We start from the raw sequence: 21,779 nt of genomic DNA, 5'->3' as shown, positions 1-21,779 counted from the left end.
CTCTCACTTGATACCGGTGTGTGCGACACCGGCGATGATGTGGCGCTGCGCGAGCAGGTAGACGATGGCGATCGGCACGATCGAGACGACGGATCCCGCCATCACGACGTCCCACTGGGTGGTGAACTGGCCCTGCAACGTGGACAGGCCGAGCGGCAGGGTCATGAACTCCGGCGACCGGATCACCACCAGCGGCCAGAGGAAGCTGTTCCAGCTGCCCATGAAGGCGAACACGGCGACCGTCGCGAGTGCGGGCCGGATCAGCGGCAGCACGATCGTGGTGAAGATCCGCAGGTGCCCGGCGCCGTCGATGGTGGCCGCCTCGTCGAGTTCGGCCGGTACGGCGGTGACCGCCTGCCGGAGCAGGAACACGCCGAACGCGGACGCGATCGTGGGCGCCAGCAGGGCGAAGTACGTGTCCTGCAGGTTCAGCGTCTTCATCTCGATGAACAGCGGTACGACGAGCACCTGCAACGGGACCATCAGCGTGGCCAGGTAGCAGCCGAAGATCACGTTCTTCAACGGGAAGTTCAGGCGCGCGAACCCGTAGGCCGCCATCGAGCCGGTGATCAGCTGGAGCACGGTCGAGGCGATCGCGATCAGCAGCGAGTTCACCAGGATCCGCCAGATCGGCATCGCGTCGAGCAGCGTGCGGTACGCGTCCAGGGTCGGGTTGTGAACGATCAGCTTCGGGCCCTCGGCCAGCGAGCCTTCCGGGGTGATCGACGTGATCACGGTCCACAGGAACGGGAAGAGCATGATCGCCGCGCCGGCCACGACCGCGGCGTACAGCCAGAGCCTACGCATAGTGCACCCACTTCCGCTGGCCGCGGATCTGGACCACTGTGATCACCAGGATCACCGCGAACAGGATCCAGGACAGTGCGGACGCCTCACCGGCGCGTCCGTACCGGAACGTGAGGTCGTAGATGTGCCCGACCACGACCTGGCTGCTGCCGGACGGACCGCCACCGGTCATCACGTACACCTGGTCGAACACCTGGAAGCCGTTGATCAGCGAGATGACCACGACGAAGAACGTCGACGGGGACAGCAGCGGCAGCGTGATCCGCCAGAACCGCTGCCACCCGCTCGCGCCGTCCACCAGCGCGGCCTCGTAGACGTCGGACGGGATGGCCTGCAGTCCGGCGAGCAGGATCACCATCACGAACCCGAGGTCCTTCCAGGCCGACGACAGGATCACCGCGGGCAGCGCCCACTGCGGATCGGTCCACCAGCCCGGGCCCGGTACGCCGAAGAAGCCGAGCACCTCGTTGACGAGGCCGTTCGCGGGGTTGAGCAGCCACTTCCACACCAGCGCGACCACGACCCAGCTCGTCACCACGGGCAGGAAGTACGTCGCCCGCAGGAACGCGCGGCCCCTCAGCCGCTGGTTCAGGACGAGCGCCAGGCCGAGCCCACCGGCGTACACGAGCGGCAGGTAGCCGGCGACGTAGATCAGCGTGTGCAGGAAGACGCGGCGCGTCATCGGGTCGGTCAGCAGGTTCGAGTAGTTGTCCAGCCCGACCCACTGCATCGGCGAGATCAGGTTCCACTTGTGCAGGCTGACCCAGAGGCTCGACACCATCGGCACGAGCGTGAACGCCAGCAGCGGGATCGCGCTCGGCAGCAGGAAGAACAGCACCCAGCCGAGCTTCTTCCAGCCGCCGCCACGCTTGGCCGGCGCGGGTCGCGGCGGTGTGTGCGTCTTCCGGTCCCGCCGGCGCTCGGTGAGTGTCGGCGTACTCATGACGCTCCCAGCCGTGCGCGCACCAGACGGCTCTGCTCGCCGCCGTTGTCCGCCGAGTCGAACGGCGAGGCCAGCACGAGCGAGGCCGCGCCGCGCGCCCACTGGTCCTCCGTCCACGGCTCGACCAGCACGGGCACGCCCTTGCGGGCCGGCAGCAACGATCGCCGGAACGACGGCTCGAAGCCGGGCTGCCAGAACTCCCATCCGTCCACCCCTTCACCCAGCAGGACGACGACCTCCGGGTCGACGGTGTGGATCACGCCGGCCAGTGCGCGGCCGAGCAGGTCGCCCGCCCCGGCGTACACCGCCTGCGCCGCTTCGTCCCCGGCGGTCGCCGCGCGCAACAGTCCGGCGAGGGTGCCGCGCGGGCCGAGAGCGCCGCGGCTGCGCGCCGTCCGGACGAGGCCGTCGGCGCCGATGTAGGCCTCCAGGCAGCCGGTCGAGCCGCAGGTGCACGGCGGCTGCTCGGTCGCGGAGTCCCACACCGGGATGTGCCCGATCTCGCCGGCGCCGCCGTTCGCGCCGCGGTAGATCCCGCCGTCGACGACCATCCCGCACCCGATACCGCGCCCGATCGTGACGACCAGGTACGACGAGTGCTCGCGGCCGATGCCGTACAGCCGCTCGGCCGCGGCGAGCGTGTTCACGTCGTTGTCCACGAGCACCGGCGTACCGACCGCCTGCCGCAGGATCGGCCCGACCTGCGCGGCCCGCCAGCCGAGCGTCGGCGCGTCGACGATCCCGGACGCCTGCGAGTCGACGGAGCCGGGGACACCGACGCCGACACCGAACAGCTGGTCGTCGAGGCCGGCGACCTCGTGGGTCAGGATCCGGCCGAGCCGGTCCAGGGCGTCGGCGGCGCCCGGGTCGAAGTCGTGCGATCCGGACGACCGCACGCTTCCGTCGAGCTCGACCGTGACCACGGCGACGTGGTCGGCGGTGACCTTCGCGCCGAGCGCGACCCCGGTCCGGCTGACCAGCCCGAGCAGGCGCGCCGGCCGGCCGCCGTTGGACGGCACCGACTCGAGCTCCTCGACGACGCCGCGGGCGATCAGGTCCTTGGTCACCTGGGTGACGGTGGCCGGGCTGAGCCCCAGGTTGCGCGCGATCGCGGTCCGCGATGTGGGCCCGCGGGTGCCGAGCATCGCCACGATGCCGGACGGCACCAGGTCGCCGCGGGGACTCTGACCGGTCACTCTCGCCTACTTCCTTCGGTACTAAATTCGGTACTAAATTTAGTCAGAAACTAAGCAGGACTGCTCAGAACTGTCAAGGGCTCGAGGCCTTGACCGCCCGTGATCGTGGGGGATACGTTCCGGGGCACTTGCTTCGGTGACCTTAGGAAGTGGTGTCAATGCAGCCGGTGCGCGTGGGAAGCAAGGAGTTGATCCGCGAGATCAACTCCTCGCTCGTGCTCGCCGAGCTGCGGGCCGGCCTGGTCTCGCGCACCGACCTGGCCCGGCGCACCGGCCTCAGCCTGCCGACCGTGTCCGAGATCGTCGCGGACCTGATCGCCCGGGGCGTCGTCGAGGAACGCGAGACGGCGGTCTCCGGCGGCGGGCGCAAGCCGGTGCTGCTGGCGCTGAAGGCGGATGCCGGGTTCGTGATCGGGATCAAGGTCACCGAGACCCAGGTGATCGCGGTCCGCACCGACCTGAACGCCGGCATCGTCGACCGGGCCGTCGCCGCGGTCCCGGCCGACGACGTGCGCACCGTCGTCCGGGTCATCGCCCAGGTGGTGCGCAAGCTGCGCCCGAAGGACGGCCCGCTGTACGGCGTCGGCGTCGGGCTGGCCGGTGTGATCGACCGGGCCAGTGGCGTGGTGCGCCATGCGACGTACGCGGACTGGCGGGACGTGGATCTCGCCGGTCTGCTGGAGAAGCGGCTCGGGCTGCCGGTGGTGGTGGACAACGACGTCAACACCCTGGTCGCGAACGAGCAGTGGTTCGGCGCGGGTCGCGGAGTGGCCGACCTGGCCGTGGTCAGTATCGGCCGCGGTATCGGGCTCGGCATGGTGCTGGACGGCCGGCTCTACCGGGGGGCTGCCGGCGGCGCGGGGGAGTTCGGTCACCTGAAAGTCGCCGACGGCCCCGACTGTGCCTGTGGCGGCCGCGGCTGTCTGGAGGCGGTGATCGGCGGGCCCGCGATCCTGAGTCGTACCGGCCGGGCGACGCTCGAGGACGCGGCCGCCGTCGCGCGCGGCGGCGACCCGGCCGCGCGTGCGGTGTTCGACGAGGTCGGCCGGATCCTGGGGACGGCCGTCGGCAATCTGGTCAATCTGCTGAATCCGAAGCTGATCGTCCTCGCCGGCGAGGGCACCCGGGCCGGTGAGCTGATCCTGCCCGGCTTCGACGACGCCTTGCGCACGGCCGTGTTCGACGGACTCCAGCGGGAGCTGGAGATCGTCGTCGACGACTGGGACGACGAGGCCTGGGCCCGCGGTGCCGCGGGCCTGTTCCTGGGCGAGCTCTTCCAGCCGAACCTGCGACCGGACGAGGCCGGCCGCCCTTCCCTGACCACCCGCTCCGCGGGTTAGTCAACTCACCACCTTCGACGAAGTGGGGCAGTCGATGAGTCATGCCGTCATGTCCAAGTACAGATGGATCGCCGGGCTCCTGGTGCTCGCGGCGGTGCTCTTCCAATTCACGCCCGCACCCGCCTGGGCGGGGACGCTGACGGGCGTCTTCCACGCGCCGTACGGCGCCGATGAGCTCTACAACAGTCAACCGACCGAGCGCACACCCCGCGATCCGATGGCGGGCCAGGCCGTCGAGATCAAGGCGACCACGTGGCCGATCTCGACCGGCCAGACCGTCTGGGTGACGTGGACGAAGAACGGCGTGAACCAGACCCCGATCGGCGCGGCCTTCGACTACAACAGTGGGAACAACACCTACTGGAAGCTCAACCTCGGGACCTTCAACCGCGGCGACCAGATCACCTATACGGTGAACGCCGACGTCGACGGAGCCAACCAGAAGACGAGTGGTCCGTTCTCGTTCGCGGTCACGTCGTTCAGCGGCGCCGGCAACGTCACCGGGTTCGTGAACAACGGGACCAGCGTGGACGTGACGACCACGGACACGGCCGGCAGCTTCACGCCCAAGATCCGCTTCGCGTTTCCCGCCGTCGACCGGTTCCACGTCCAGGTGGCTCCCAAGGGCACGGGCCTGAACATCTCCGGCAGTACGTCGTACACCGTGACCGACAACGCGTCGACACTGCAGCTGGCCACGACGAACGTGGTGGTCAAGATCCAGATGACGCCGTACCGCGTCGCCGTCTACAAGGGGGACGGCACGACGCTGATCGCGCGGCAGTACGACCCGGCGACGTTCCGCAACACGGGCTGGGCGAGCGACGGCGGCAACAGCGTCACCAAGGTCGAGGACCACTGGCTGAGCCCGGCGGGGGAGCGGTTCGAAGGGCTCGGCGAGCGGTACGACGCCCTCGACCAGCGCGGCAAGGACGTCCACAACTACGTCTACAACCAGTACCAGGACCAGGGCCCGACCCACCGGACGTACCTGAGCGTGCCGTTCTTCACCAACTCGGCGGGCTACGGCATCTACGTGCCGAGCACGCGGTACTCGATCTTCAACCTGGGCACGTATCTGAGCGACATGGCCGGCTTCACGATCGACACCGGCGGCGCGGCGAACTCGACCGCGGACTACTACTTCTTCACCGGCACCCGGGCGCAGATCCTCGACCAGTACACCGCGACCACGGCCCGGCCGAAGCTGCCGCCGAAGTGGGCGTTCGGTCTGTGGGGTTCCGCGAACGAGTGGAACACGCAGGCGGAGGTGAGCGCCGAGCTGGCCAACATGACGTCGAACAGCATCCCGCACACCGCGATGGTGCTCGAGCAGTGGAGTGACGAGGCGACCTTCTACCTGTGGCACGGGGCGACGTACACGCCGAAGCCCGGCAGTCAGGCGCTGACCTACTCCGACCTGACGTTCCCGGCCGGTGGCGAGTGGACCGACCCGAAGGCGATGGTCACCGCTGCGCACAACCAGGGCGTCAAGATGGTGCTCTGGCAGATCCCGGTGCTCAAGCAGGACTTCGACACGAACCCCTCCACGCCGCCGCAACAGCACGTCAACGACCGCGACTACGCGGTGTCCCAGGGCTACGTGCTCGGGGACGGCGCCGGCGGGCCGTACCGGATCCCGGCCGGGCAGTGGTTCGGCAACAGCACGGTGCCGGACTTCACGAGCACCGCCGCGAGCAACTGGTGGATGAGCAAGCGCGCCTACTTGTTCGACGACATCGGCATCGACGGGCTGAAGACCGACGGCAGTGAAGCCGTGTTCGGGCGGAACGTGACGAGCGCGAGCGGCCGCAAGGGCGACGAGCTGCACAACGCCTATCCGAACGAGTACACGCGGGCCTACAAGGATCTGGTCGAGTCGAAGACCGGCAGCCAGGGCACGCTGTTCAGCCGCGGCGGTACGGCGGGCGCGCAGGCGAACTCGATCTTCTGGGCAGGCGACCAGGCGTCGACGTTCGACGCGTTCCAGCAGGCTGTGCGGGCCGGTCAGAGCGCCGGGCAGTCCGGTGTCCCGTTCTGGTCCTGGGACCTGGCTGGGTTCACCGGGTCGTTCCCGAGCAGCGAGCTGTACCTGCGGTCGGCGGCGCAGGCGACGTTCGCGCCGATCATGCAGTACCACTCGGAGAAGTCGAACCCGAGCCCGTCGGAGGCGCGGACGCCGTGGAACGTGCAGGCGCGCACCGGTGACACCAGCGTGGTCCCGAAGTTCCGGAAGTTCGCCAACACCCGGATGAACCTGATCCCGTACCTGTACACCGAGGCGAAGAACTCCTCGACGACGGGGCTGCCGATGATGCAGGCGATGAGTGTGGCGTTCCCGACCGACACCACGGCCGCCGCGCAGGACCAGCAGTACATGTTCGGGCGGCAGTTGCTGGTGGCACCGATCACGACGCAGGGCGCGACCAGCAAGAGCGTGTATCTGCCGGCAGGGGAGTGGTACGACTTCTGGAACGGTGGCCGGGCGCAGGGCGCCGGGACGAAGGTGTACAACGCGGACACCGGCACGATCCCGGTGTACGCCAAGGCCGGGGCGATCGTCCCGCTGAACCTGAACGCGAACTACGAGCTCGGCGGCACGATCGGCAACAGCGTCGACACCTACACGAACCTGGCGTTCCGGGTGTATCCGTCCGGGACGACGAGCTACGGGTACTTCGAGGACTCGGCGAACCAGACCCGGACGATCACGTCCACCGAGAACTTCGCGGGTCACCAGGTCACCGTCAGCGTGCCGCCGCTGAGCACGAAGAGCACGCTGCAGGTGGCGTCGTCGAAGCCGGCGAGCGTGACGAAGGACGGGGTCACGATGACCGCGCACGCGACCCTGGCCGCGCTGCAGGCGGCGAGTGAGGGCTGGTACTGGGATCCGGTGCAGCAGTTGACGCTGGTCAAGACGACGTCGAGCGCGTCGGCCCGGTCTGTGGTGCTCAACGGTGTCGACAAGGCGGCGTACGAGGCGGAGTTCGGCACGAACACCGGCACGACGACCAACACCGACCACGCCGGGTACACCGGGACCGGGTTCGTGGACGGTTTCGAGACCTCTGGTGACGCAGTCTCGGTGGACACCCAGGCCGACGTCACCGGATCGCACGTCCTGAAGTTCCGCTACTCCAACGGCGCCGCCACCACGGCGACCCGCACCATCCAGGTCGACGGAGTCACCGTAGGCACCCTCAACCTACCGACCACCGGCAACTGGGACACCTGGTCCACCGCAACCCTCACCACCACCCTCACCACAGGCAAACACGCGGTGAAAGCCCTCTACAGCACCGGCGGCATCAACCTCGACAACATCACGGTGGCACGCCCATGAAACGCATCGCAGCCTTCATCCTCCTCCTCCCACTGCTTGTCGTCCTGCCTGCTCAGACAGCTCAGGCTGCTGTGCAGCGGGTGCAGTTCGCTGCGGGCGGCAACTACCTGGTGGTGGAGTTTCTCGACGACGACCTTGTGCACTTCGAGATGGGCGCCGGTAGCGGGCCCGGGACCGGTTCACCGGTATTCACGACCACCCAGATCGCGAAGACGAACTATCCCGGGCCGGCCAGTCTTACGCAGGCGGGCGGGGTGCTGACCACTCCGGGGATCAGGGTCGACGTCAACCAGACCACCTTGTGTGCCACGGTGTACGACACCACGCGGACACCGCAGCTGCTACTCAACACGACCTGTCCGCGCAACCTGAGTCAGGCGTGGAAAGGACTGAGCTTCACCAAGTCCTCGATGCAGAACGCGTACGGCCTGGGCGAGCAGTTCTTCCTGGGCGGCAGCGCCGACGGCGACTGGGTCGGTCGGCAACGCACGCCAGGCGGGAACTACGGCAACGCGATGGTCTACGACACCGACAACGGCCCGGTCGGCAACGCGCAGATCCCGGTGCTGTTCGCGGTCGGTGCGAACAACGCGAACTACGGCCTGTTCGTCGACCAGGTCTACAAGCAGCAGTGGGACCTGACCGGCGACCCGTGGACGATGGACACCTGGGGCGACCAGCTCCGGTGGTACGTGATGTCCGGGCCGGACCTCCCCGATCTGCGCAAGGACTACCTCGAGCTGACCGGCCACCCGCCGGTGCCGCCGAAGAAGGCGTTCGGGCTGTGGATGTCGGAGTACGGCTACGACAACTGGAACGAGATCGACACCACGCTCGCCGGACTCCGCGCGAACAAGTTCCCCACCGACGGCGTGATGCTCGACGTGAACTGGTTCGGCGGTGTCACGGCCGGCTCGGACAACACCCGGATGGGCACGCTCGAGTGGGATCCGGTCAACTTCCCGAACCCGGCGACCAAGCTCGCGGCGTACCAGAACACCAACGGCGTCGGCGTGATGACGATCGAGGAGTCGTACGTCGGGAAGAACCTGCCGGAGCACTCCTCGCTGGCGAGCGCGGGCTACCTGATCCGCGCAGGATGCTCGACCTGCAGTCCGGCGTACCTGACCGGCAACGACTGGTGGGGCCGCGGCGGCATGATCGACTGGACCCAGCCGGCCGCGAGCACCTACTGGCACAACACACAGCGCCAGCCGCTCGTCAACGACGGCGTGGTCGGCCACTGGCTCGACCTCGGTGAGCCGGAGATGTACGACGCCAACGACTGGACCGCCGGCCTGCTCGCCGGCAAGCACGCTCACGCCGACTACCACAACCTCTACAACCTGGAATGGGCCCGCGGCATCGCCAAGGGGTACGCCGACAACGGGAACCAGCAACGCCCGTTCATGCTGGCCCGCTCGGCCGCCGGCGGGATGCAGCGCACCGGCGCCGCGATGTGGTCGGGCGACATCGGCTCGAAGCTGACCGCGCTCGCGTCCCAGCAGAACGTCCAGATGCAGATGTCGATGTCGGGGATCGATTACTTCGGCTCCGACATCGGCGGGTTCCGCCGGGAGATGCTCAACTCCGACCTGAACGAGCTCTACACCCAGTGGTTCGCGAACTCGGCGTGGTTCGACGTACCGATCCGCCCGCACACCGAGAACCTCTGCAACTGCGCCGAGACCTCACCGGACTCGATCGGCGACGTGCCGAGCAACCTGGCGAACCTGCGGCAGCGGTACGAGCTCACGCCGTACTACTACTCGCTCGCGCACAAGGCCTACACGACCGGCGACCCGCTGATGCCGCCGCTGGTCTACCAGTACCAGAACGACCCGAACGTGCGGGAGATCGGCCACGAGAAGCTGATCGGCAGGGACCTGCTCGTCGGGGTCGTTGCCGGCGCCAACCAACGGCAGCGCGACGTCTACCTGCCGGCCGGCACCTGGTTCGACTACTACACCAACACCAAGACCGTCAGCACCGGTCAGACACTGACGAACGTCCCGCTCTGGCGGAACGGGAAGTTCCAGCTCCCGGCGTATGCGCGGGCCGGCGCGATCATCCCGAAGATGACCGTCGACGACCAGACGATGAACGTCCTGGGCAAACGCGCCGACGGGTCCACGCGCAACGAGCTGGTCGCGCGGGTCTATGCGGACAGTACGGCGTCGTCGTTCACGCTGGCCGAGGACGACGGGACGACGGTCGGGTACCAGGCCGGATCCAAGCGGACGACCGACCTGACCCAGCAGCTCTCGGGCAGCACGGCGACCGTCGGGATCGCGGCCTCCTCCGGCACCTATACCGGAGCGCCGTCCGCCCGGCCGAACGTCGTCGAACTGGTCGCCGACACCCAGGCGTCCGCGGTGACGCTGAACGGCAGCGCCCTGACGCAGTACGCGAACAAGGCGGCGTTCGACGCCGCGACCAGCGGCTGGTACAACGCCGGCGGCAACTTGGTCGTCGCCAAGTCGGCGTCGCTCTCCGTCGGTTCGGCGAAGACCTTCGCCTTCACGCTCGGGCAGGCGGTCGTCTCGAAGACGTTCAGCTGCGCGAACGGTACGACGACGTCCGGCCAGTCGGTGTACGTCGTCGGCAGCGCGCCGCAGCTCGGCGCCTGGTCGGTGGCGAGTGCGGTGAAGCTGTCGCCGACCGCCTACCCGACCTGGACCGGAACGATCAGCAACCTTCCGCCGAGCACCACCGTCGAGTGGAAATGCATCAAACGCCAGGAGGCGAACTACCCCGCAACGGCCGACCAGTGGGGTCCGGATCCGAACATCTCGTTCACCACACCGGCCACCGGCAGCGGCGGTACGACGAACGGAGGCTTCTGACCTACTTCGTCACCAGTGAACGGAGGAGGAACCCGACGTTGGCGGGCCGTTCCGCGAGCCGGCGCATGAAGTAGCCGTACCAGTCGTCGCCGTACGGGACGTAGATCCGCATCCGCGAGCCCTGGGAGCGCAGCTGCTCCTGGGTGCTCGTCCGGATGCCGTAGAGCATCTGGAACTCGAAGTCGTCCGATCCCTTGCCGTGCTGGTCCGCCAGGCGCAGGGCGGCGGCGATCATCCGCGGGTCGTGGCTGGCGACCATCGGGTAGCCGAGCCCGCCCATCAGGATGCCGAGGCAGCGTTCGTACGCGGCGTCGACATCGCTCTTCGCGGCGTGGGCGACGGTCTTCGGCTCGGCGTACGCGCCCTTGACCAGCCGGATCCGCGACCCCGCTCCGGCCAGGTCGCGGCAGTCGGCCTCGGTGCGGTACAGCATGGCCTGCAGCGCGACACCGACCCATGGGTGGTCCTTGCGGAGGTCGCCGAGGATGCCGAGGGTCGAGTCGACCGTGGTGTGGTCCTCCATGTCGAGGGTGACCGTCATACCGGCGCGGGCCGCGGCCGCGCAGATCGCGTACGCGTTGTCGGCGGCCAGCTCCTCGCCGCCGCCGGGCAGCGCCTGGCCCATCGCCGACAGCTTGAGCGACGCCTCGGAACCGGCCGCGAGACCGTGATCCGCGAGGAGCGTGATGAGCTGGAGGTAACCGTCGCGGGCAGCCTCGGCCTGCGCACGGTCGACGGTGTCCTCACCCAAGCGGTCGAGGGTGACGGCGAAACCGCCCGTGGTCAGCCGGCGGGTGGCCTCGACGGCCGCGCCGGCGTCGTCGCCGGCGATGAAGCGGGTCACGACCCGGCGGGTGACACGGGACTTGGTGACCATTGCCCGGACGCGGCGGCTCCGGGAGGCGGCGAGCAGAGCGGTACCGAGCATGGGTGGCTCCTTCGAGGTCAGATGACGGCACTGTAAGGAGCCTGGCCCGTCCGAAGCCTCATCCAGTTGGCAGGAAGCTGGAGCAAATCTTCATACAGCTGTCTAAACTGCCGCCATGGACCTCGACGAGCTGGTCGGTGCGATCTCCGACGTGTTCGGGACCCCGGCGGTCCTCGAAGATCGCGACTTCAACCTGGTCGCGTACAACACGCAGCCCAACGAGATCGACGCGGTCCGGGTCGGTTCGATCCTGCGGCGCCGGTCGACCGCCGAGGTCCGGAGCTGGTTCGAGCAGTTCGGTATCGCCGGCGCGACCGGCCCGGTCCGGACGCCGGCCGAGCCGAGCCTCGGTATCCTGCCCCGGCTGTGCCTGCCGGTGCGGTGGAACGGTGTGACCTACGGGTACTTCTGGCTCCTCGACCCCGAGGCCGGACTCGGTACGGCGCAGCAGCTCGAGGCAGCTGCGGCGGTCGCGCGGGAAGCGGGTGCCGTGCTCGCTCAGCGGGCCCGTGGCGGTCGCGACGCCTCGTTGCTGCTGACGAACCTGCTGGCGCCCGACGACGAGGTGTCGCGGCGGGCAGCGGACGAGCTCGACGGCCGCGGGCTGATTCGGCGTACGGCGACGGTCGTGGTCGTGCACGCGGAGCAGCCGCCGGGCGAACCGCGGGAGGTGATCCCGCTGAATCTCTGGTCGCTGCCACGGCACGTGATCGCGCTGTCCGGCGAGGGATTCACGACGTTGCTGCTCGACCTCGGCGTCGACCGGTCGTCGCGGATCGACCAGGCGATCGACCGGCTCCGGCAGCTGCATGCCCAGCGGCTGGGAGAGCAGGCCGCGAGCCGGTTGCTGGTAGGTGTGGGGGATCCGCAGCGCGGGCTGGCCCAGGTGCGGACCAGCCATGAACAGGCACGCCGTTCCGCGCAGGTCCTGGCCGCGGGTCCGGGGTCAGGTGTGGTGGCGCGCTGGTCGGAGCTCGGTGTGCGGCGGCTGGTTTCGTGCGGTCCGCATGCCGCGCTGGTGGACGCCGTACTGGATCCGCGGGCGCGACGACTCATCGCGGAGGGCGGCGAGCTGGTGCGTACGGCTCAGGTGTTTCTCGACAAGGCCGGGAACGTGCAGGAGCTGGCTGCTGAGCTGGCGATCCACCGTCAGACGGCGTACTACCGGTTGCGGCGGATCGAAGCCGTGACCGGCTTCGACCTGCGGCGTGGTGAAGATCGGCTGGTCCTGCATCTTGCCCTCACGATGGCGCCGCTGCTCACGGACGCGCCGGTGGAGGGGCCGTCGACTCGCGATAGATGAGGTGGTTGATGGTCCGGGTGGTGGGTTCCGGGATCGGCTCGCCGCGGATCTCGGCGACCAACCGGTGGACCGCCGCGCGGCCCTGCGCCTCGCGATCGACGGCCACGGTCGACAGCGACGGGGTGGCGAACCGGCCGATCTCCTCGTCGTCCCATCCGAAGACGCTGAGGTCGCCGGGCACGCTCCAGCCGCGCGAGAGGGCGCCGCGGATCACGCCCATCGCGACGACGTCGTTGGCGGCCACGACGGCGGTCACGCCGCAGTCGTCCGGCAGGCTGGTGATCGCGTCGAAGCCGGACTGTGCCGACCAGTCGCCGTCGACCGCGCCGACCGAGCGCAGCCCGAGCTCTTCGATCGTCTCCAGGTAGACGCTCTTGCGGTTGCGGGCCGAGGCGAAGTTCTGGGCGCCGGCGACGTGCAGGAAGGTCCGGTGCCCGAGCGAGACCAGGTACTCGACGATGTCGCGGACCTCGGTGGCGTCGGCGAGCTCGGCCAGCCCGTGCAGCTTGTCGTCGTACGAGCCGCTGACCACGATCGGCACCCGGTTCGACTTCTTGCCCTTGAGGCTGATCGGGGACAGGGCCAGGATGCCCTCGACCTGGCCGGAGCGCGCCAGCTCGTCGATGCGCGCCGACCGTTCCTGTGATCCGCCCTCGACGCTGACGATCTCGACCTGGTACCCCGCCTCGTGCGCCGTCCGCGAGGCCGCGGCGAGCAGCCGGCCGGGGAAGTGGGCGCCCGACGCGAGCACGATCGCGAGCCGGTTGGTGTGCCGGGTCCGCATCGACCGGGCGACCAGGTTGGGGCGGTAGTCGAGAGCCTTGACCGCGTACTCGACCTTGATCCTGGTCTTCGGCTTCAGGCTGTCCTTGTCCTGGAGGTACCGCGACACCGTCGTGTGCGACACCCCGGCCAGGCTGGCCACCTGGTGGATGGTCGCCGGCCGTTTGGACGCCGCGTCCGCCACGTTCCCCTCCTCGTGCCAGGCCGTCTCAGGCCGGGCAGCTTATCACCAGCGCTCGTCCGAATAGCGCGGCGAGGCCTTGACACCAAAAGTGGGCTGCGGTTAGCTACCGGCTCAGAAGTGGATCGATCACTTTTTTATCCGAGTACTGAAGGAGTGCCTGTGGCCGAAGCTGACACTGCTTCTCGGGTGCGTGATCCAGTGTGCGTGGACGCGGATTCCGGGGTTCGTAGCCAGGAGCGCAAGCGATCCCTGCTGTCCCGGCTGAGACGCGACTATCCCGTGCTTTTGCTGGCGATACCGGGCCTTCTCGTCCTGCTGGCGTTCCAGTACTACCCGCTCTGGGGCAACGTCATCGCCTTCCAGGACTATCAACCGTTTTTGGGAACGGCGAAGAGTCTGTGGTCCGGATTCGAGAATTTCTCCGTCATTTTCAATGGTGATCCGGAATTCCTCAATGCGGTCCGGAACACCTTGATTCTGACCGCTATCCAGACCGTGATCGTGTTTCCGGCGCCGATCGTCGTGGCGCTCGTTCTGCACAGCCTGCTGTCGAACAAACTCCGGCAGCTCGTGCAGACGATCATCTACCTGCCGCACTTCATGTCCTGGGTGATCGTGGTCGCGGTGTTCCAGCAGGTGCTGGGCGGGACCGGGATGATCAACAACTGGCTGCGCGGGCACGGGTACGACCCGATCCACGTGATCGGGAACGTCGAGGCGTTCCGGGCGCTGCTGACCTCGCAGGTGCTGTGGAAGGACACCGGCTGGGCGACGATCCTGTTCCTCGCCGTGCTGTCCCAGATCGACCGCGCGCTCTACGAGGCCTCGGCGGTCGACGGCGCGGGACGTTGGCGGCAGACCTGGCACGTCACGCTGCCCGGGCTGAAGCCGATCATCATCCTGCTGCTGATCCTCAAGCTCGGCGACTCGCTGACGGTCGGTTTCGAGCAGATCGTCCTGCAGCAGCAGGCCGTCGGCGTCGATGCCAGTGAAGTGCTCGACACCTACGTCTACAACAACGGCATTCTCGGCGGGAACTGGGGAGTGGCGGCCGCGGTCGGCCTGGTGAAGAGCGCCGTCGCCCTCGCTCTGGTGCTGTCCGCCAACAAGATCGCCCACCGCTTCGGCGAGGAAGGGGTCTACCGCGGATGAAGGCCAAACCAGCTCCGACGATGGTCGGCGGGATGCCGATGCCAGGGCTGACCGAGCGCATCGTCAAGGCGGTCTTCCTCACGGTCATCTGCGGGGTCGTCGTGTTCCCGTTCATCGGCGTGATCTCGACCAGCCTCGCGCCTGCCGAGGAGGTGACCAAGGCCGGCGGATTCGTCCTGTTCCCGACGCACGGGCTGGACTTCACGGCGTACCGCTCGATCCTGTCGGGCGGGACGGTCACCCAGGCGCTGCTGATCAGCGGCTTCGTCACGGCGGTCGGCACGGCGCTCGCGCTGGTGCTGACCTGCACGCTCGGATGGGCGCTGAGCCGCCGCGGCACGATCGGCAACAGGCCGCTGCTGCTGCTCGTGCTGATCAGCCTGCTGTTCAACCCGGGACTGATCCCGTCCTACCTCGTCGTCCAGCAGTTCGGGCTGCTCGACAGCCTGTGGGCGGTGATCGTGCCGGTCAGCGTCAGTGCCTTCAACGTCATCGTCGTCCGGGCGTTCTTCGTCGGGCTGCCCGCCGAGATCATCGACGCGGCCCGGATCGACGGCGCCTCCGAATGGAAACTGTTCCGGCACATCGGCCTGCCGCTGTCCAAGGCGGTCGTCGCCGTCGTCGGCCTGTTCTACGGCGTCGGCTACTGGAACAGCTTCTTCAACGCGTTGCTCTACCTCAACGACAGCAGCAAGTGGCCGCTGCAGCTGGTGCTGCGGACGTACGTCGTGAACGGCGTCGAGCTCGGCGGTCAGGACCTCGGGCTGGCGGGCGAGGCGGTTCCGCCGCAGACCTCGATCCAGATGGCGATCCTGATGATCTCGATCGTCCCGGTCCTCTGCGTCTATCCGTTCATCCAGCGGCACTTCGCCAAGGGCGTCCTCACCGGCGCCGTCAAGGGCTGACCCACAAGACCTGGAAAGTAGGTAACACCCATGAGTGTCTACGATGCACGGCCGCTGGGGCGCCGGGCGGTCCTCGCCGGCGGGGCGGCGCTGGGCCTGGCCGGTGCGGTCGGCTGCTCGAACGACGGCCGCGGGGCGTCGGGCGCGGGGAACGACGAGGCGGCGCGGTCCAAGATCCGGCCGGCGTACGAGCGGTACACCGGGGTCAAGCCTGACCTGGCCGGCGCCGAGTACAACATCCCGGACGCGTTCACCAAGTACCCGGCTGATCCGGTGCAGGCGATCAACGCGGCGCCGGGCGACGGCAAGCCGATCACCGTGACGACGTACACGAACACGCCGATCCCGCCGAAGCTCGAGCAGAACACGTTCTGGCAGGAGTTCAACAAGCGGGTGGGGTCGTCGGTGCAGGTGAACCTGACCCCGTCGGTGGACTACGACAAGAAGTTCGCCACCGCGGTCGCCGGCAACCAGTTGGGCGACCTGTTCGTGGTCGGCGCGATCGCGCAGACGCCGCAGATGCTGGCCGCGAAGGCGGTCGACCTGACGCCGCACCTGTCCGGGGACAACATCAAGAAGTACCCGTTCCTGGCGAACCTGCCCGAGGTGGCGTGGAACTCGGGCATCTTCGACGGCAAGATCTACGGCGTCCCGATCCCGCGTGGCGCGATCAGCTCCCAGGTGATGTACAGCCGCGGCGACATCCTGGCCACCGAGGGACTGCAGGCCGGGGTGAAGAGCGCCGACGAGTTCGTCGAGCTCTGCAAGGGCCTGACGAACAAGAAGCTGAACCGTTTCGCGCTGGCTTCCGCGCCGACGCAATTCGTCCGGAACATGTTCGAGATCCCGAACACCTGGAGCAAGGACGGCGACAAGCTGGTCAGCAACCTCGAGCACCCTGCGCACGAGGAGGTCTTCGGCATCCTGCAGAAGCTCTGGAAGTCGGGCTATATCCACCCGGACGCGTACGCCGGGCAGAACCTGGACCTGAAGACCCGGTTCTCGAACGGCTCCAGCCCGCTCGTCCAGGACACGTTCAGCGGCTGGCCGACGTACCTGCAGATGATGACCGACCCGAAGGCCGAGATCGCGATCATCGCGCCGCCGAAGCACGACGGCTCCGGGCAGGGCAAGACCTGGCTCGGCGCGCCGGCGATCGGCGTCACGGCGATCAGCAAGAAGGCCGAGGGCCGGGTCGAGACGTTGCTGGCCTACCTGAACTTCCTGGCGGCGCCGTTCGGCACGCAGGAGTACCTGTTCCGCAAGTTCGGTCTGGCCGGGGTGCACCACACGATGCAGAACGGCAGCCCGGTGCTCAACGCGAAGGGCTTCAGCGAGACCCAGCTCGGCCTGATGTACCAGGCCGACGCGCCCTGGACGATCTTCCTGCCCGGCAAGGAAGGCAGCGCCGAGAACCAGTTCAACGCGATGAAGTCGGTGTGTCCGACGGCGCTCGCCAACCCGGCTGCCGGCGTGTACTCCGAAACCAGCAACCGCAAGAACAAGCAGCTCAACGACGCGATCAACCAGGTCACCGACGACATCGTGCAAGGCCGTAAGCCCGTGTCGGCGTGGGCCACGGCAGTGAAGAAGTGGAAGAGCGACGGCGGCGACAAGATCGCCGAGGAACTCGCCCAAGCTCTGAAGGCCTCGCGCTGAGCAGCCGATCTGTTGCGGTCCCGCTGGGGCACTCACTAGTTGAGACTGTCCGCGACCTGTGGAAGGCCGGCGAGGTAACCTCGGAAGCGATGCAGTTGCTGCAGCGAGGGATCCTCACAGCGGACGCAGAACTCCGCGAAGCCAACACGGCCGGCCGTCTGCCGGCCCATCAGGACGTCCGCCTGACGCCGCCGACGGCGTCGGCACCACACAGACCATGACCCTCACCAGCGGGACGCACTCCGTCCAGCTCCAGCTACCTGCCCTGCCGAACTGGGACACCTGGTCGGACCACGACCTGGGCGTCGTCGGCCGACATCGGAAGGAACACCCTTGAACTCCAGCCAACCCATCCGCTTCGCCGCCGTCGGACTCGACCACGCGCACATCTTCGGCCAGGTCGCCGGCCTGATCAAAGCCGGTGCGACGTTCGCCGGGATGGCCACCGACGACCCGTCGGCGGCGGTCGCGGTCTCGGTCCGCGAGCGGTACCCCGACGTACCGTTCGTCGACGACCCGGACGAGCTGATCGCCGCGGACGGGATCGACCTGATCGTGACCGCCGCCGTACCGGACCGGCGCGGGCCGATCGCGGTCGCGGCGTTGCGGGCCGGCAAGGACGTGGTCGCGGACAAGCCCGGGTGCGTCACCCTCGAGCAGCTCGAAGAGGTCGAGAAGGCCGTCGCCCAGAGCGGCCGGTTCTGGTCGGTGACGTTCTCCGAGCGGTTCGAGGTCGCGTGCGTCGTCAAGGCCGGCGAGCTGGTCCGCGAGGGCCGGATCGGCACCGTGGTGCAGACGCTCGGCGTCGGCCCGCACCGGATCGGCGACCGCGGCCATCTGGCCGGTGGCGGCGGCCGCCCGGACTGGTTCTACGACAAGGCCCGCTACGGCGGCATCCTGACCGACATCGCCTCGCACCAGATCGACCAGTTCCTCTGGTTCACCGGTGCGCGGACCGGCGAGGTGGTGACCAGCTCGGTCGGGAACTTCGCCAACCCCGACGAGCCGGGGCTGCAGGACTTCGGCGAGATCCTGCTGCGCAGCGACAACGCCCAGGGCTACATCCGCGTCGACTGGTACACCCCGGACGGCCTGCCGACCTGGGGCGACGGCCGGCTGACGGTCCTCGGCACCGAGGGCTACATCGAGATGCGCAAGTACGTCGACCTGGAAGGCCGCCCGGGCGGCAACCACCTGTTCCTGGTGGACAACAAGGGCACGCACTACATCGACTGCTCGGACGTCGAGCTGACCTACTTCCCGGACCTGCTGCGCGACGTACGGGACCGGACCACGACGGCCGCGCCGCAGGAGCACACGTTCGAGACGATGCGGCTGGCCCTGACGGCGCAGCAGAACGCGACCGTCCGCGGAGCGGCCCGATGAAGGTCGCGATCGTCGGCTGCGGCAACATCAGCCACCGGCACGCCGAGGCGTACGCGAAGACGGGCCGGGCCGATCTGGTCGGGGTCGCCGACGTCGTCGAGGCCAAGGCGCGGGCGGCGGCGGAGAAGTACGGCGCGACGCCGTACGCGAGTGTGACGGAGCTGCTGGCGGCGGAGGATCCCGACCTGGTCTCGGTGACGACGCCGCCCGGCAGCCACGCCGAGATCGCGATCGAGGTCCTGGCGGCCGGCAGGTCGGTGCTCCTGGAGAAGCCGCCGGTGCTGAGCCTGGCCGAGCTGGACGAGGTCGCGCGGGCCGAGGAAGCGAGCGAGGGAGCGGTCTGGGTGGTGTTCCAGCACCGGCACGGGTCCGGGGCCGTCCGTGCCGCGGACCTGCTCGGCCGCGACGCGCTCGGTCGTCCGTTGGTCGCGGTCTGCGAGACGCTGTGGTTCCGGCCGCGCAGCTACTTCGATCCGGACTGGCGCGGCACCTGGGTCGGCGAGGGCGGAGGGCCAACGCTCGGTCACGGCATCCACCAGATCGACCTGCTGCTGCATCTGCTCGGACCGTGGCGGACGATCACCGCGTCCGCGGTCCGGCTGGAGCGTCCGGTCGAGTTCGAGGACGTCTCGACGGCCTTGGTGACCTTCGAGAGCGGCGCGGTCGCGACCGTGGTGAACAGCCTGCTGTCGCCCCGGGAGCTGAGCCGGATCCGGATCGACACGTCCGGTGGAACGCTCGAGGTGAACCACGTCTACGGCTACTCCGGCCGGGACTGGACGTTCCATCCGGCACCTGACGCGGCCAAGGCAGCCACGCTCGGCCTCGATCCCGGTGTCCGGCAAGCAGACGGCCTGCTCGTCGGTACGGCGGAGTCCGGGGCCGCGGCCGACCCCTGGGCCGCGTTGGCCGGCGAAGACGTGCCGAGCAATCACGACGCCCAGATCACCCGGCTGGTCGACGACCTGCTGAGCGGTCGCACCCACGAGACCACGCTGGCGAGCACCCGGCCGACGATGGAGTTCGTCACGGCCCTCTACGCGTCGTCGATCACCGGCGGGCCGATCCACCGGACCGACCTCACCCCGGCCCACCCGTTCTACCGCGCACTCCACGGCAACCTCCCGAAACCCCAGGTCACCGAGTCGTTCCTGCCGTGATCCGGCTGGAGGACTACGCGGGCGGCGCGTGGGCCTTCCAGGACGCGCTGCGCACCGACCCGGAACCGGAGATCGTCACCTTCAGCGCGCCGTACTGCGGGTACCCGTTCCACTCGGCGCGCGATCGGACGAAGGCGTCGCCGTTCTCGACCGAGGCCCTGCCGATGCACGGCCTGTACCGCTGGCACCTGCCGGACCCGATCCACTTCACCGACCGCCTCAAGGTCACCGTCCAGCAGATCGGCGCCTGGGACCACGGCCTGTTCGAACGCCAGGACGACATCGCCACCACGGCGTACTGGTACCAACTCCCACCCCACAACCCGTTCCCGCCACTGCCCGAACCCCGCTCCCGCCACCCCCGCTAGGCGACGCTCTGGCGGTCGGCCCTCATTGCGGACGCTCGCGGATGACGTCGGGGGCGGACTTGTCGAGGCGGAGGCCCTGGAACCGGGGGTGCCGGAGCATGCCGTCGCGGGTCCATTCGGAGAAGGCGATCTGGCCGACCAACTGGGGTTTCACCCAGTGCACCCGCCGCCGGGGAAGCTTGCCGTCGGCAAAGGGCGGCTCGTCCTGCTCCAAGGTGCGGAGCTTGCGGGCGAGCTCGTCGAGCGTGCGCCGGTCGTAGCCGGTGCCGACCTTCCCGGCGTACCGGAGCTCGTCGCCCTCGTAGTAGCCGACGAGCAGCGCCCCGAACCCGGACCGGGTGCCCTGGGGATCGGTGAAGCCGCCGATCACGAACTCCTGCGCGCTGACGCACTTGAACTTCAGCCAGTCCTTGGACCGGCCGGAGGTGTACGTCGAGTCCGCCCGTTTGGCGATCACGCCTTCCCAGCCTTGGCGGCACGCGTGTTCCCAGTAGGCGACGCCGTCGCGGTTGCGATGCGCGGTGTAGCGGAGCGGGTCGGTGTACGAAACAAGCTCCCGAAGCGCGGCCTTGCGCTGCCGGAGCTCGACCCCGGTCAGGTCGCGGCCGTCGTGACGGAGGACGTCGAAGAGGTAGAGGTACACCGCGACGGTGCTGTGGCGAGCCTTGTCCGGGTTGCCGACCTGCATCCGTCGCTGCAGCCGCGCGAAACTCGTGGCGTGGCCCGCGAACGCGACGATCTCGCCGTCGAGGACGAAATCGCCCTTCTGCGCCGCGAGAGCGTCCACCAGCTCCGGGTAGCTGTTGTTCAGCTCGTGCCGGTTCCGCGAGTACAACGACACCCTGCCGCCCGTCCGATGGACGAGGCACCGGACGCCGTCGAGTTTCCGCTCGTAGATCCACTCGGCGTCGGAGAACCGCTCGCCGGTCAGCGTCGCGAGCATCGGCGGGATCCACGGTCCGGAAACAGAGCGTTCACGGTGCGCCACCAGCTTCTGGTGCCCAGCGCCCGGTTTCGCATGCGTCGTAGGTTCGGCCGAGCGTGGGGCGCCGAGGTTCAGCGGCGGGGGCCGAGCGGGTCGTCGGCCGGCGGCGTGGGGGAGCGGCGGGTGGTGTTGGTGAGGGACCGTTCGGGGAGCCAGATGACGAAGGTGCTGCCGACGCCGAGCTCGGAGTGCAGCGTGACGGTGCCGCCGTGGGACTCCGCGATCTGGCGGACGATCGCGAGCCCGAGACCGGCCCGCCGCTGGCCGGTCGACGGCACCGTCGCGGGCGACTGCTGCTGGCCGGCGCGGTAGAACCGGTCGAACACGCGGTCGGCGTCGTCGGCCGCGATCCCCGGGCCCTCGTCGCGGACCGCGATCCACGCCCAGCCGTTGCGGCTTCCGACCGCGAGCACCAGTTCGCTGTCCGCTTGATCCCGACGAGCGCGGACTGGCAGCCCACGCTCAAGGCGGGCGCCGCCGCCGTTGCCTAC

Annotated in this window: 17 protein-coding genes; 10 read left to right on the top strand and 7 right to left on the bottom strand. The window is 68.7% G+C overall.

Features of this window, described 5'->3' with window-relative positions; genetic code table 11:
• Positions 1 to 3 precede the first annotated feature (3 nt).
• Genes ACWEOO_RS25575 through ACWEOO_RS25565 form a run of 3 tightly spaced genes read right to left on the bottom strand, consistent with a single transcriptional unit; the run spans position 4 to position 2,946 of the window.
• A complete protein-coding gene (locus tag ACWEOO_RS25575) occupies positions 4 to 807 on the bottom strand; it encodes a carbohydrate ABC transporter permease (protein ID WP_452145156.1) in 804 nt (267 codons plus the stop codon).
• Positions 800 to 1,750, bottom strand: coding sequence for a carbohydrate ABC transporter permease (locus tag ACWEOO_RS25570; protein ID WP_452145155.1), 951 nt, complete (start codon positions 1,748 to 1,750; stop codon positions 800 to 802). The genes ACWEOO_RS25575 and ACWEOO_RS25570 overlap by 8 nt, the downstream gene beginning before the upstream one ends.
• On the bottom strand, positions 1,747 to 2,946 hold the full coding sequence (locus ACWEOO_RS25565; RefSeq protein WP_452145154.1) for an ROK family protein: 1,200 nt from the start codon (positions 2,944 to 2,946) through the stop codon (positions 1,747 to 1,749). The genes ACWEOO_RS25570 and ACWEOO_RS25565 overlap by 4 nt, the downstream gene beginning before the upstream one ends.
• A 158-nt stretch (positions 2,947 to 3,104) precedes the next feature.
• Between ACWEOO_RS25565 and ACWEOO_RS25560 the strand changes: the two genes are divergently transcribed.
• From ACWEOO_RS25560 to ACWEOO_RS25550, 3 genes are read left to right on the top strand one after another with little or no spacing between them, the layout of a single operon-like run.
• Positions 3,105 to 4,286 carry an ROK family protein gene (locus tag ACWEOO_RS25560; protein WP_452145153.1) on the top strand — a complete coding sequence of 394 codons (1,182 nt, stop codon included), beginning with the start codon at positions 3,105 to 3,107 and terminating at the stop codon, positions 4,284 to 4,286.
• A 49-nt stretch (positions 4,287 to 4,335) separates the two neighbouring features.
• Entirely contained in the window at positions 4,336 to 7,629 is a 3,294-nt protein-coding gene (locus ACWEOO_RS25555) for a TIM-barrel domain-containing protein (RefSeq protein ID WP_452145152.1), read from the top strand.
• Positions 7,626 to 10,475, top strand: a complete 2,850-nt coding sequence (locus ACWEOO_RS25550; protein WP_452145151.1) for a TIM-barrel domain-containing protein — start codon at positions 7,626 to 7,628, stop codon at positions 10,473 to 10,475. The genes ACWEOO_RS25555 and ACWEOO_RS25550 overlap by 4 nt, the downstream gene beginning before the upstream one ends.
• A 1-nt stretch (position 10,476) precedes the next feature.
• Here the strand turns inward: ACWEOO_RS25550 and ACWEOO_RS25545 are convergent, their stop codons facing one another.
• A complete protein-coding gene (locus ACWEOO_RS25545; protein WP_452145150.1) occupies positions 10,477 to 11,403 on the bottom strand; it encodes a proline dehydrogenase family protein in 927 nt (308 codons plus the stop codon).
• Positions 11,404 to 11,518: 115 nt separating this feature from the next.
• On the opposite strand from ACWEOO_RS25545, the gene ACWEOO_RS25540 reads away from it, so the two are divergent.
• Entirely contained in the window at positions 11,519 to 12,706 is a 1,188-nt protein-coding gene (locus ACWEOO_RS25540) for a PucR family transcriptional regulator (protein ID WP_452145149.1), read from the top strand.
• Here the strand turns inward: ACWEOO_RS25540 and ACWEOO_RS25535 are convergent.
• The gene (locus ACWEOO_RS25535) at positions 12,663 to 13,673 is read right to left on the bottom strand and encodes a LacI family DNA-binding transcriptional regulator (protein ID WP_452145148.1); all 1,011 of its coding nucleotides are present in this window, start codon (positions 13,671 to 13,673) and stop codon (positions 12,663 to 12,665) included. The two genes, ACWEOO_RS25540 and ACWEOO_RS25535, sit on opposite strands and share 44 nt — an antisense overlap.
• A 186-nt stretch (positions 13,674 to 13,859) precedes the next feature.
• On the opposite strand from ACWEOO_RS25535, the gene ACWEOO_RS25530 reads away from it, so the two are divergent.
• From ACWEOO_RS25530 to ACWEOO_RS25505, 6 genes are all read left to right on the top strand, one after another.
• On the top strand, positions 13,860 to 14,825 hold the full coding sequence (locus tag ACWEOO_RS25530; RefSeq protein ID WP_452145147.1) for an ABC transporter permease: 966 nt from the start codon (positions 13,860 to 13,862) through the stop codon (positions 14,823 to 14,825).
• A complete protein-coding gene (locus tag ACWEOO_RS25525) occupies positions 14,822 to 15,730 on the top strand; it encodes a carbohydrate ABC transporter permease (RefSeq protein WP_452145146.1) in 909 nt (302 codons plus the stop codon). The genes ACWEOO_RS25530 and ACWEOO_RS25525 overlap by 4 nt, the downstream gene beginning before the upstream one ends.
• Positions 15,731 to 15,760: 30 nt before the next feature.
• Positions 15,761 to 17,389, top strand: coding sequence for an extracellular solute-binding protein (locus tag ACWEOO_RS25520; protein WP_452145145.1), 1,629 nt, complete (start codon positions 15,761 to 15,763; stop codon positions 17,387 to 17,389).
• A 333-nt stretch (positions 17,390 to 17,722) separates the two neighbouring features.
• A complete protein-coding gene (locus ACWEOO_RS25515) occupies positions 17,723 to 18,775 on the top strand; it encodes a Gfo/Idh/MocA family protein (RefSeq protein WP_452145144.1) in 1,053 nt (350 codons plus the stop codon).
• Entirely contained in the window at positions 18,772 to 19,935 is a 1,164-nt protein-coding gene (locus tag ACWEOO_RS25510; RefSeq protein WP_452145143.1) for a Gfo/Idh/MocA family protein, read from the top strand. Before ACWEOO_RS25515 ends, ACWEOO_RS25510 begins: the two co-directional genes overlap by 4 nt.
• The gene (locus ACWEOO_RS25505) at positions 19,932 to 20,303 is read left to right on the top strand and encodes a DUF2961 domain-containing protein (protein WP_452145142.1); all 372 of its coding nucleotides are present in this window, start codon (positions 19,932 to 19,934) and stop codon (positions 20,301 to 20,303) included. The genes ACWEOO_RS25510 and ACWEOO_RS25505 overlap by 4 nt, the downstream gene beginning before the upstream one ends.
• Before the next feature lie 22 nt (positions 20,304 to 20,325).
• Here the strand turns inward: ACWEOO_RS25505 and ligD are convergent, their stop codons facing one another.
• Positions 20,326 to 21,246, bottom strand: coding sequence for a non-homologous end-joining DNA ligase (ligD, locus tag ACWEOO_RS25500; RefSeq protein ID WP_452145141.1), 921 nt, complete (start codon positions 21,244 to 21,246; stop codon positions 20,326 to 20,328).
• Positions 21,247 to 21,359: 113 nt separating this feature from the next.
• Positions 21,360 to 21,779 (bottom strand): sensor histidine kinase (locus ACWEOO_RS25495; RefSeq protein ID WP_452145140.1); only part of this gene is annotated, 420 nt, incomplete at its 5' end.

It is taken from the genome of Kribbella sp. NPDC004138, from assembly GCF_053603655.1.
Note: the sequence above shows the minus strand (reverse complement) of the source record. Positions and strands in the feature narration are given on the sequence as shown.

Bases quoted from the DNA above. Each gene is read 5' to 3' on its own strand.
- ACWEOO_RS25575 (WP_452145156.1), bottom strand. From the start codon at position 807: ATGCGTAGGCTCTGGCTGTACGCCGCGGTCGTGGCCGGCGCGGCGATC.
- ACWEOO_RS25545 (WP_452145150.1), bottom strand. From the start codon at position 11,403: ATGCTCGGTACCGCTCTGCTCGCCGCCTCCCGGAGCCGCCGCGTCCGG.
- ACWEOO_RS25550 (WP_452145151.1), top strand. From the start codon at position 7,626: ATGAAACGCATCGCAGCCTTCATCCTCCTCCTCCCACTGCTTGTCGTC.
- ACWEOO_RS25560 (WP_452145153.1), top strand. From the start codon at position 3,105: ATGCAGCCGGTGCGCGTGGGAAGCAAGGAGTTGATCCGCGAGATCAAC.
- ligD (WP_452145141.1), bottom strand. From the start codon at position 21,246: ATGCTCGCGACGCTGACCGGCGAGCGGTTCTCCGACGCCGAGTGGATC.
- ACWEOO_RS25525 (WP_452145146.1), top strand. From the start codon at position 14,822: ATGAAGGCCAAACCAGCTCCGACGATGGTCGGCGGGATGCCGATGCCA.
- ACWEOO_RS25555 (WP_452145152.1), top strand. From the start codon at position 4,336: ATGTCCAAGTACAGATGGATCGCCGGGCTCCTGGTGCTCGCGGCGGTG.
- ACWEOO_RS25520 (WP_452145145.1), top strand. From the start codon at position 15,761: ATGAGTGTCTACGATGCACGGCCGCTGGGGCGCCGGGCGGTCCTCGCC.
- ACWEOO_RS25540 (WP_452145149.1), top strand. From the start codon at position 11,519: ATGGACCTCGACGAGCTGGTCGGTGCGATCTCCGACGTGTTCGGGACC.
- ACWEOO_RS25570 (WP_452145155.1), bottom strand. From the start codon at position 1,750: ATGAGTACGCCGACACTCACCGAGCGCCGGCGGGACCGGAAGACGCAC.
- ACWEOO_RS25510 (WP_452145143.1), top strand. From the start codon at position 18,772: ATGAAGGTCGCGATCGTCGGCTGCGGCAACATCAGCCACCGGCACGCC.